This window comes from Parabacteroides caeci (genome assembly GCF_023656795.1).
In the GTDB taxonomy this organism is placed as follows: Bacteria; Bacteroidota; Bacteroidia; order Bacteroidales; family Tannerellaceae; genus Parabacteroides; species Parabacteroides segnis.
On sequence record NZ_JAMOKT010000118.1, the window covers coordinates 1 to 8,475 of the forward strand.

The window sequence follows — 8,475 nt, forward strand, 5'->3', positions numbered from 1 at the left end:
CATTTACAAGAGCTGTTTAATAAGACTAATTTCAATGATGTCAAAGAACAATTTAATCCCCTTATTCCGGGATTATTTGATTAATTAATAACTCGTCCCGATTTTAACGGGACACTAGTGATAATGTATATGAAAGCAATACAAATTCCCGCTCCCTCAGCATTGCAGGTGGTCGATATAGCGAAACCGGAAGCAAAGAGCGGTGAAGTTCTTCTGAAAATCAAGTTTGTCGGATTCTGCGGTTCCGACCTGAACACATTCCTGGGACGTAACCCGATGGTAAAACTCCCAGTCATTCCCGGACATGAAGTCGGAGCCGTAATCGAAGCAGTCGGCCCAGACGTCCCCGCCGGATTCGAATCGGGCATGAGCGTAACCGTCAACCCTTACACCAACTGCGGTACATGTGCCGCCTGCCGCAACGGTCGGGTAAATGCCTGCGAATATAATGAGACGTTCGGCGTACAACGCAACGGCGCCATGGGCGAATACCTGTCGCTCCCCTGGCAGAAGGTCATCCCGGCAGCCGGCATTTCTCCCCGCGACTGTGCCCTGATTGAACCGATGAGCGTCGGTTTCCATGCCGTATCCCGCGGACAGGTAACCGATATCGACACAGTCCTGGTAATCGGCTGCGGAATGATTGGCTGCGGAGCAATCGTACGTGCCGCCCTGCGGGGAGCTACCGTCATCGCGATGGACCTGGATGATGATAAGCTGGAACTGGCCAAACGCATCGGTGCCCGTTACACCATCAATTCACGCACGGAGAATGTACATGAACGTTTGCTGGAAATGACGGATGGGCTGGGACCGGACGTAGTTGTCGAAGCCGTTGGAAGTCCAGCCACATATGTAACGGCAGTGAATGAAGTCGCATTCACCGGCCGGGTGGTATGCATCGGCTATGCCAAAAGCGAAGTGACTTTCCAGACCAAATACTTCGTGCAGAAAGAACTGGATATACGGGGGTCGCGCAATGCACTGCCAGAAGATTTCAGGGCCGTAGTCCGTTATCTCCAACAGGGCAGTTGTCCGCGTGAAGACTTAATTTCCAGAATAGTAACACCCGAAGAGGCGCTGACAGCCATGCAGGAATGGAGTGCCGACCCCGGGAAAGTATTTCGTATTCTTGTAAAGTTCTGAGATATCAAAAAATTCATTACCTTCGCAAGGTTTCTCTAACAATAATCATGAATCGAGATAAGTTACCATGAAAAAGCTAATCAATCTAATTGTATTTATTTTAATCGCCGGCCTGAACGGCTGGGCGCAGGAGGCTGCCGAAGTGATTCGGGTGGCTTGTGTAGGAAACAGTATTACTTTCGGATCTGGTATTGCGAACCGCGACCGTGACAGTTACCCGTCGGTTCTCGGGCAAATGCTCGGACGGGGTTATGAAGTCCGCAACTTCGGGTTCAGTGCCCGTACCATGCTGATGAAAGGCGATCATCCGTACATGAAAGAGCAGATGTTTCAGGATGCCTTAAAGTACAATCCAGACATCGTCGTTATCAAATTGGGAACAAACGATTCCAAATCGTTCAACTGGAAATACAAGGCAGACCTGCCCAAGGATATTCAGACAATGGTCAGCGCCTTCAAGGCGATACCGTCCAAGCCGAAAATCTACCTGTGCTATCCACCCAAGGCCTACCAGGTACAGTACAGTATTAACGACAGTATTATCGAACATGGCGTTATCCCTGTAATCGACCAGGTTGCGAAAAGAAACAAATTACCGGTCATCGATTTACACACGGCTCTAAGCGGTATGAAAGAGCATTTTCCTGACAACGTGCATCCCGACCCTGTCGGAGCACATAAGATTGCGGAAACGGTGTACAAGGCAATCACCGGACAGGAATCATCCCACCGGATGCAGGCCTTTCCCGGTTTCAAAAGCGAGTGGAACGGATGCGACCGTTACGACTTTCAGTTCAAAGGACGCGATGCAATCGTCGTTGTACCGAAACAGGCAGCCAAAGGGAACCCATGGATTTGGCGTCCCGCCTTCTTCAACGCTTTCCCCAGCGTAGATAAGGCCCTGCTGGAAAAAGGATTCCATGTTGCCTATTATGATGTGACACACTGTTACGGCAACCCGCGTGCCGTTGCATGGGGTACGGACTTCTATAACTACATGAAAGACTATTACGGACTTTCACCGAAAGTAACCCTGGAAGGATTCAGCCGTGGCGGACTGTATGCTTTGAACTGGGCTGCCAAAAATACGGACAAAATAGCCTGTATCTATATCGACGCTCCCGTCTGCAACGTATTCAGCTGGCCGGGAAGAAAAAATGCAGCATTATGGAACGACCTGTTGAAGGAATGGAACCTGACGGACGAAGAGATGAATTCATTCAAAGGCAACCCGATTGACAACCTGGAACCATTGGCTAAAGCTGGTATCCCTATCATCAGCGTTTGCGGAGATGCAGACAAGGTGGTTCCTTTCAAAGACAATATGGACGTAGTCCGTTCCCGTTACCTGGCACTGGGCGGACCGGTTGAAGTGATTATCAAACCGGGTGTGGACCACCATCCGCACAGCCTCGAAAACCCGGAACCTGTCGTGGACTTTATCCTCCGCCATCAGCCGGAATATGAAAAGTACCTGCATTACAATGTGCGCGGCAGCCTGCAAAACTCATTCGTCAAGTTTGAGAAAGAACGTAAAGGCCGCGTCGCCTTCTTGGGCGGTTCCATTACGGAGATGAACGGTTGGAAGAACAGGATTGAAAAGCAGTTGCAACAACGTTTCCCCTACACCACATTCGAGTTCGTGGAAGCCGGCATCGGTTCTACCGGTACGACACCGGGGTCTTTCCGCCTGCAAAATGACGTGCTGTCGAAAGGAAAGATAGATTTGCTATTCGTTGAAGCAGCCGTAAACGACCATACAAACTATTTTACCCCACTGGAACAGGTGCGCGGCATGGAAGGCGAAGTACGTCATGCGTTACTGAGCAATCCTGAAATGGACATTATCATGTTGCATTTCATCTACGACCCGTTTATCCCGATGGTAGCGAAAAAGCAACAGCCAGACGTAGTCCTAAACCATGAACGGGTAGCCAACCATTACCTCATCCCGTCAGTCAACCTCGTGCAGGAAATAGGCGAACGGATGCAGGATGGCGAGTTCACCTGGGAACAGTTCGGCGGAACCCATCCGCTCCCGTTCGGACATACATTCTATGCCGCAGCCATCAACCACCTGTTCGACAGCATGTGGAAAGGAATTACTCCCGACAGCCCAGTGGTTGCCCATGAGATTCCGGAACAACCGCTCGACGAATACAGTTATTACAAAGGTGATTTCATCGACCTGAAAGAAGCGAAGCTGAATAAAGGTTGGAAATACGTTTCTTCCTGGCGACCGGACAACAAATACGAAAAACGGAGAGGATTCGCAGACGTACCGATGCTCGAAGCAACCCGTCCCGGAGACAAACTGACACTCGATTTCACAGGAAAGGCAATCGGTATCTTCTGTACTCCCGGCCCGACAGCAGGCATCCTTGAATACAGTATCGACGGTGCCCCATTCAAAAAGTTGGATACTTTCACTCAATGGAGCAAATATCTTTATATCCCCTGGGTATATATGTTTGAAACAGAATTAGACGACACAACCCATAAACTGGTACTTCGCATCTCGAAAGACAAGAATCCCGATTCACTCGGTACGGAATGCCAGATACGTAACTTCGTCGTAAACAGATAAAAGTAAAATGAAAGAATTAAATAAACAAAACGTTCCGGTCACCACCCGGCCGGAACGCATCATACAGTTTGGCGAGGGTAACTTCCTCCGGGCATTTGTAGACTGGATTATCTGGAATATGAATGCAAAAGCTGACTTCAACAGCAATGTCGTAGTCGTCCAGCCTATTGAAAAAGGGATGGTCGATATGTTGAACAAGCAGGACAACCTGTATCATGTCAATCTTCAGGGATTGGATAAAGGCGAAACCGTCAACAGTCTCGAACTGATCGACGTGATCAGCCGCTCACTGAATCCCTACACGGATTTCGAAGCATTCATCCGGCTGGCGGAACAACCGGAAATACGTTTTGTCATCTCCAATACGACCGAAGCCGGAATCACTTTCGATCCGGCCTGCCGGTTGGAGGATGCTCCGGCAGCTTCCTATCCCGGCAAACTAACTCAATTATTATACCACCGCTTCAAAACGTTCAACGGAGATAAAAGCAAAGGCTTGATCATCTTTCCCTGCGAACTCATCTTCCTGAACGGACACAAACTGAAGGAAACGATTTACCAGTATATCGACTTATGGCAACTGGGTGAAGAGTTCAGGAATTGGTTTGAAGAAGCCTGCGACGTTTATGCCACTTTAGTCGACCGCATCGTCCCCGGCTTCCCCCGCAAAGACATCGACGCGATCAAAGAGAAACTGCAATACAACGATAACCTGGTGGTGCAGGCTGAGATATTCCATCTATGGGTTATCGAAGCGCCACAGGAGATTGCCAACGAATTTCCTGCCGACAAAGCGGGGCTGAATGTCCTGTTTGTCCCATCCGAAGCGCCGTATCATGAAAGGAAAGTGACGCTGCTGAACGGCCCGCACACTGTCCTGTCGCCGGTTGCCTTCCTGTCGGGAATTGACATCGTGCGGGATGCCTGTCAGGATGAAGTCATCGGAAAATACATCCGTAAGGTAATGTTCGAGGAACTAATGGAAACACTGAACCTACCTAAAGCGGAACTGGAAAAGTTCGCCAACGATGTATTGGAACGTTTCAACAACCCGTTTGTCGACCATCAGGTTACTTCCATCATGCTGAACTCTTTCCCAAAATTCCAGACACGCGACCTGCCGGGATTGAAAGAATATCTGAAACGGAAAGGAAAACTTCCGGAAGGGCTCGTCCTGGGACTGGCAGCCATTTTAACCTACTACAAAGGTGGCAACCGGACAGACGGAACTGCAATCGTTCCGAATGACGACCCCAAAAACATCTCCCTGATGAAAACCCTCTGGGCGACAGGTTCCACGCGGGAAGTTGCCGGTAAAATCCTGGCAGCAGAAGAGATTTGGGGAGAAGACCTGAACGGAATACCCGGCTTGGCCGATAAAATAGTCTACTACCTGGATGCCATTCAGGAAAAAGGAATGCGCGAAGTCGTAAAAGAGATTCTCTGATGAAAAAATACATCCAAATAAACCCTGCCGATAATGTGGTCGTAGCCGTCGATACGCTATCGGCAGGAGATAATATAACTGTCGGAACCACCACCGTCACTGTCCGCGAAGAAATTCCGGCCGGTCACAAAGTGGCGCTGCAAGACTTTAAAACAGGCGAGTCCATCATCAAATATGGTTTCCCTATCGGACATGCCCGGAAGGATATACCCACAGGCTCCCTGGTAAACGAGAAAAATATCAAAACAAATCTGGAAGGTTTGCAGGACTATACCTGGCAACCGCAGGACACGACTTTGGACATTCCCGACAAAGGTCTGACCTTTAACGGCTACCGCCGCAGGAACGGCGATGTGGGAATCCGTAACGAGATATGGATTATCCCTACGGTAGGCTGTGTGAATGGCATCGTAAACCAACTGGCAGAAACGCTCCGGCAGGAAACTTCAGGAAAAGACGTCGATGCCATCGTCGCCTTCCCCCATAATTACGGTTGTTCACAATTAGGCAACGACCACGAAAATACCCGTAAGATATTACGTGACATGGTGAAGCATCCGAATGCCGGCGCCGTGTTAATCGTCGGACTAGGCTGCGAAAACAATCAGCCGGATGCTTTCCGCGAATTTCTTGGAGAATACGATACCGAACGTATCCGTTTCATGGTTTGCCAGCAGGTAAAGGATGAACACGAAGAAGGAATGAATATCCTGCGGAAATTATACACAATCGCCTCGGCCGATAAACGGACAGCCATTCCCATGAGCGAACTGCGCGTCGGACTGAAATGCGGTGGTTCGGACGGTTTCTCCGGCATCACGGCCAATCCGTTGCTGGGTGTATTTTCCGACTTCCTGGTTGCACAGGGAGGAACAACCGTCCTGACGGAAGTCCCCGAAATGTTCGGTGCGGAAACATTGCTGATGAACCGTTGCGCGACAGAAGAGTTATTCAGCAAAACCGTCCGTCTGATTAACGATTTCAAAGCCTATTTCCTGGAAAACAAGCAGCCGGTCTATGAGAATCCCTCGCCGGGAAATAAAGCCGGAGGAATCTCCACACTGGAAGAAAAATCATTGGGATGCACGCAAAAGTCCGGTAAATCCGGAGTAAAAGATGTCCTCATGTACGGAGACCGGCTAACCACCCGCGGACTGAACCTGTTAAGCGCCCCGGGCAATGACCTGGTAGCCAGCACAGCTCTGGCGGCTTCCGGTTGCCATATAGTACTCTTCACCACCGGACGCGGAACGCCTTTCGGCACGTTTATCCCCACTGTCAAGATTTCGACAAACACCGCTCTATCGGAAAACAAACCCGGCTGGATTGACTTTAATGCCGGAACGTTGGTGGAAGGTGAATCGATGGAAACCCTCAGCGAGCAGTTTATCCGATTCATATTGGAGGTCGCCGGAGGCCGTTTCGTAAACAACGAAAAGAAAGGATACCGGGAAATTGCCATCTTCAAATCCGGAATCACTCTCTAAGCGGCTAGCATATAAAAAGTGTTTCACCCTAATGAAACAAATGTTTCTTCATATAGAAACTACTGTTTCATTAGGGTGAAACACTTTTAACATTGTAGCGTAGTTAATGTTTTTAGTAGACTACTTTCGGCCTTATATATAAAAGAAATACATTTTCTCCATCAACTTTGTTATAAAAACCTCTTTTCTCCGACTATATAATAAAGTTCAAACAAATGAAGTCAAACCAGAAAGAATTTCTAAAGATATTGTCTGCTTACCAAGGAATTATCCATAAGGTGAATCAGATATATTTTAAGTCGAAAATAGACAAAGAGGATAATTTCCAGGAAGTCGTCTATCAGCTTTGGCGTTCTTTCCCATCGTTACAAAACAAAGAGAAACCGGCTTCATGGATTTATGCAGTAGCTATAAACACTTCTATTTCAAAGATCAGACAGGATAGCCGGATCGAGTTTTGCGATGCTTCTGATTCTGCGCTCGATATGGAGATGGCCACTCCCAATGAGCAACAAGAACAGAACGAGAACTACCAAAGGCTTATAAACGCTCTGTATAAACTGAATGAAATAGATAAATCGATCATGTTGCTTTACATGGAAGATTATAGTTATGAGGAAATAGCTGAAATAGTCGGAATGAGCAGTTCCAACATCGGAATGAAAATTCACAGGCTAAAGAACCGATTACAAAAACAATTAAAAAAGTAAGCCCTATGGAAACAAATGACATTAAAGATATTTGGAAAACAGAAGCAGTAAAGGATATGAAACCATATTCCGAGGAAGAGCTAAGCGAAATGGTGGTTAAATCTGTAAGAAAATCAATCAAGGCAATATATCCCGGAACTATTCTTCGACTCGTCATCATCACTGTGATTGTATATCTCATCGCAACATTGTTTTTAAGAAAGCAGAGTATGGAAGGAATGCTCTTAGATGTCAGTGCTTTAGTTATATTATCTGTTTCTTATCTGCTTTGGGAACACTCTGCTTACAAAATGCGGAAATATACTAATAGCAAGCCTGTAAAAGAATGGCTGGAATATCGAATAAAGGAATTTGAGAACAAGATAAGATTTAACACCAAATATAATTTGGTCATATATACATGTTCTTTTCTGTTTTCAATAGGTTTCTATGTTTTTTATCAAATAACGGCAAATGTTACTCCCGGCATTTTGACTGTCATTATTATTCCGCTCGGACTTATCATTTACCTTTTGATAGTAAGACGTTCCCTAAACCGAAATTATCAGAAAGCTCTTCATGAACTAAAAGATCTCTATAAACAATTGGAAGATTCAAACAAATAAAATATACGTATGAAACAAGTTATTATCAGCCTATTCCTATTTTTGCTAAGCAGCAGCACTTTTGCATTTATTCCGGAAATCAAGACAATCCCGTTAAATGACGGAGAAATAATTGAAGCTCGACTCTGCCTGCCAGAGAATGAAGTAAAAACAATTATATTTTGTATTTCTGGTACGGGACCTACTACTTATCTGACCAAAAGACCAACATTCAATTTTTTCGATGAGCTTGCAAATGGCTTTTGCAATGAAGGAATGGCGTTTTTTACTTATAACCGTCGAGGGTGTAAAACTGGCAAAATATCACCTTTATTTGTAGAAGTAGATTCTGCCCAATATGCGAAATATACGCCTGTTCAGGAAGCAGAAGATATAGTTCCTATGTTTAAAATCGGAAAAGACGGATAGCACGAGATAGCACTACAAAAGCTATACCATTTTAGTTAACTTTGTATTGTATCAAATTCATTATTAACTAATAACGATATAGCTT

7 protein-coding genes are annotated in these 8,475 nt (G+C 46.4%); all 7 read left to right on the forward strand.

Annotated features, from left to right (window positions below; all coding sequences use genetic code 11):
- Window positions 1–129 precede the first annotated feature (129 nt).
- Window positions 130–1,146, forward strand: a complete 1,017-nt coding sequence (locus tag NBH15_RS28530) for a zinc-binding alcohol dehydrogenase family protein (RefSeq protein WP_128132790.1) — start codon at window positions 130–132, stop codon at window positions 1,144–1,146.
- A gap of 67 nt (window positions 1,147–1,213) precedes the next feature.
- The gene (locus tag NBH15_RS28535; protein ID WP_244050369.1) at window positions 1,214–3,733 is read left to right on the forward strand and encodes an alpha/beta fold hydrolase; all 2,520 of its coding nucleotides are present in this window, start codon (window positions 1,214–1,216) and stop codon (window positions 3,731–3,733) included.
- 7 nt (window positions 3,734–3,740) lie between these two features.
- Complete coding sequence (locus NBH15_RS28540) at window positions 3,741–5,180, forward strand: tagaturonate reductase (RefSeq protein WP_250824154.1); 1,440 nt, start codon at window positions 3,741–3,743, stop codon at window positions 5,178–5,180.
- The gene (locus NBH15_RS28545) at window positions 5,180–6,667 is read left to right on the forward strand and encodes a UxaA family hydrolase (protein ID WP_443146965.1); all 1,488 of its coding nucleotides are present in this window, start codon (window positions 5,180–5,182) and stop codon (window positions 6,665–6,667) included. Before NBH15_RS28540 ends, NBH15_RS28545 begins: the two co-directional genes overlap by 1 nt.
- Window positions 6,668–6,882: 215 nt before the next feature.
- Entirely contained in the window at window positions 6,883–7,377 is a 495-nt protein-coding gene (locus NBH15_RS28550; protein ID WP_128132787.1) for an RNA polymerase sigma factor, read from the forward strand.
- Window positions 7,378–7,382: 5 nt separating this feature from the next.
- Entirely contained in the window at window positions 7,383–7,982 is a 600-nt protein-coding gene (locus NBH15_RS28555; RefSeq protein ID WP_250824155.1) for a hypothetical protein, read from the forward strand.
- A gap of 9 nt (window positions 7,983–7,991) precedes the next feature.
- Complete coding sequence (locus NBH15_RS28560; RefSeq protein WP_250824156.1) at window positions 7,992–8,390, forward strand: hypothetical protein; 399 nt, start codon at window positions 7,992–7,994, stop codon at window positions 8,388–8,390.
- Window positions 8,391–8,475: the final 85 nt, after the last annotated feature.

Bases quoted from the DNA above. Each gene is read 5' to 3' on its own strand.
- NBH15_RS28530 (WP_128132790.1), top strand. From the start codon at position 130: ATGAAAGCAATACAAATTCCCGCTCCCTCAGCATTGCAGGTGGTCGAT.
- NBH15_RS28535 (WP_244050369.1), top strand. From the start codon at position 1,214: ATGAAAAAGCTAATCAATCTAATTGTATTTATTTTAATCGCCGGCCTG.
- NBH15_RS28540 (WP_250824154.1), top strand. From the start codon at position 3,741: ATGAAAGAATTAAATAAACAAAACGTTCCGGTCACCACCCGGCCGGAA.
- NBH15_RS28545 (WP_443146965.1), top strand. From the start codon at position 5,180: ATGAAAAAATACATCCAAATAAACCCTGCCGATAATGTGGTCGTAGCC.
- NBH15_RS28550 (WP_128132787.1), top strand. From the start codon at position 6,883: ATGAAGTCAAACCAGAAAGAATTTCTAAAGATATTGTCTGCTTACCAA.
- NBH15_RS28555 (WP_250824155.1), top strand. From the start codon at position 7,383: ATGGAAACAAATGACATTAAAGATATTTGGAAAACAGAAGCAGTAAAG.
- NBH15_RS28560 (WP_250824156.1), top strand. From the start codon at position 7,992: ATGAAACAAGTTATTATCAGCCTATTCCTATTTTTGCTAAGCAGCAGC.